This window comes from Planomonospora antibiotica, assembly GCF_014647955.1.
GTDB classification, from domain to species: Bacteria; Actinomycetota; Actinomycetes; order Streptosporangiales; family Streptosporangiaceae; genus Planomonospora; species Planomonospora parontospora.
Window position 1 is genome coordinate 1 of sequence record NZ_BMQE01000123.1, and the last position, 2,199, is coordinate 2,199.

Consider the following 2,199-nt stretch of genomic DNA (forward strand, 5'->3'; position numbering starts at 1 on the left):
AGATGTCGAGCAGGGCGGTGCGGGACAGGACCAGGTGCAGGCCGTCGAGGGCGAGCAGGAGCCCGGCCAGGCAGCCGAGCAGGGTGGAGCGGGTCATGCGGCGGGCGGTGCGGGCCAGGATGAGGATGGAGATGACGCCGGCGGCGGCGGTGGCGAAGCGCCAGCCGAAGGGGGTCATGCCGAACAGGTGCTCGCCGGTGGCGATCAGCCACTTGCCCAGCGGCGGGTGGACGACGTACGACGCGCACTTGTCCAGCTCGGCCGGGGCGCACTGCTCCCAGATCGCCGTGTTGCCCTGCATGAGGAGCTTGTCGGCGTCCTTGACGGCGTTCCGCTCGGCGCCGAAGTTGAGCAGCGCGAAGCCGTCCTTGGCGTAGTAGGTCTCGTCGAACATGACCGCGTTGGGGCGGCCCAGGTTCACGAAGCGCAGGACCGCGCCGAACGCCGCCACCAGCAGCGGGCCGATCCAGCCCCACAGGACGCTCCCCGGCATGGGCGGCACCAGCCGGTCGCGTACGGAGTCCTCCGGTCGGCTGCCCGGCCGGGGCTCCGGCTGCTCGGACACCTGCTCAGGGAAATCGGTCACGGCCACCCGGACATCGTACGGGCCTCGTCACCCGTGCACCTCAAGAAACATCCCGTACGTACCCAACCGGGGAGCTTCTCCACGGCGGAACCGCGCTCTTCCGGTGTCGTCCCCGGATCCGGGGGCTCCCGGGGGCTCGCAGGGGCTCGCAGGGGCCTCCGGGAGGGCGGGGCCGGAGGCGGGAACGGTGGGCGGGATGGGAGAAGATGGAAGGGTGACGGACAACGGCAGGCTGGTGCTGGCGGGGGCTCCGATCGGGCAGGCGGGCGACGTCTCGCCGCGGCTCCGCGAGGCCCTGGAGACGGCCGACGTGGTCGCGGCGGAGGACACCCGGCGGCTGCGCCGCCTGACCTCGGACCTGGGCGCGGAGATCGGCGGCCGGATCGTCTCCTACTACGACGCCAACGAGGTCGCGCGGGCCGCCGAGCTGCTGGAGGTGCTCCAGGCCGGCTACACCGTGCTGGTCGTCACCGACGCCGGCATGCCGGGGGTCTCCGACCCCGGCTACCGCCTGACCCGCCTGGCCGTCGACGCCGGGATCATGGTCACCTCGCTGCCCGGCCCCTCCGCGGTCACCACGGCCCTGGCGGTCTCCGGCCTGCCCAGCGACCGGTTCTGCTTCGAGGGGTTCCCGCCGCGTAAGCAGGGCGAGCGGACGCGCCGGCTGGCCGCCCTGGCCGCCGAGGAGCGCACGATGGTGTTCTTCGAGGCGCCGCACCGGCTGGCGGCCTCGCTGGCGGCGATGGCCGAGGCGTTCGGGGCGGACCGCCCCGCCGCGGTCTGCCGGGAGCTCACCAAGACCTACGAGGAGGTGCGCCGCGGCGGCCTGGGCGAGCTCGCCGAGTGGGCCGCACAGGGGGTCAAGGGCGAGATCACCGTCGTCGTCGCCGGATACGTCCAGGAGGCCCTGGAGCCGGTCATCGAGGACCTGGTCGCCGAGGTCGCCCGGCGCGAGGAGGCCGGGGTGCAGAGGAAGCACGCGATCGTGGACGTCGCCAAGGCCGCGGGCATCCCCAAACGTGACCTGTACGACGCTGTCCATCGAGCCTGACTTGTCAGCATAATCTCCTGAATGGGATCAACGCGTGACCGGCTGGTGCCGCCCATGCCGGAGGGCGTCCTGTGGGGCTGGATCGGCCCGCTGCTGGTGGCGGCGTTCGGCGCGGTCCTGCGCTTGGTGAACCTGGGCCGCCCCAACGCGGTCGTCTTCGACGAGACCTACTACGCCAAGGACGCGTTCGCGCTGCTCAATTTCGGGGTGGAGCGCAAGGCCCTCGGCAGCGTCGAGGACCCGGTCGCCGACCGGATGCTCATCGCCGGGGACACGCGGATCTGGGAGCAGTGCGTCCCCGCGGACGCCGACCCCTGCCCGCTCTACGTGGCGCATCCGCCGCTGGGCAAGTGGCTGATCGCCACCGGCGAGCACCTGTTCGGCATGACCCCCTTCGGCTGGCGCTTCGCCACCGCCGCCGCCGGCGTCATCTCCATCCTCATCCTGGCCCGCACCGCCCGCCGCATGACCCGCTCCACCCTGCTCGGCTGCCTGGCCGGACTCCTGCTCGCCCTCGACGGCCTGCACCTGGTCCTGTCCCGCACCGCCCTGCTCGACATCT

Annotated in this window: 3 protein-coding genes; 2 read left to right on the plus strand and 1 reads right to left on the minus strand. The window is 72.6% G+C overall.

Going from position 1 to position 2,199, the window contains the following annotated elements; all coding sequences use genetic code 11:
- The coding region (locus tag IEZ06_RS35660) for a phospholipid carrier-dependent glycosyltransferase (protein WP_189241084.1) at positions 1-493 on the minus strand (493 nt) is incomplete at its 3' end.
- Between the two features lie 289 nt (positions 494-782).
- Here IEZ06_RS35660 and rsmI point away from each other — a divergent pair.
- Positions 783-1,637: a 16S rRNA (cytidine(1402)-2'-O)-methyltransferase gene (gene rsmI / locus IEZ06_RS35665; protein ID WP_189241082.1), complete on the plus strand. Its 855-nt coding sequence runs from the start codon at positions 783-785 to the stop codon at positions 1,635-1,637.
- 21 nt (positions 1,638-1,658) lie between these two features.
- Positions 1,659-2,199 (plus strand): phospholipid carrier-dependent glycosyltransferase (locus tag IEZ06_RS35670; RefSeq protein ID WP_189241083.1); only part of this gene is annotated, 541 nt, incomplete at its 3' end.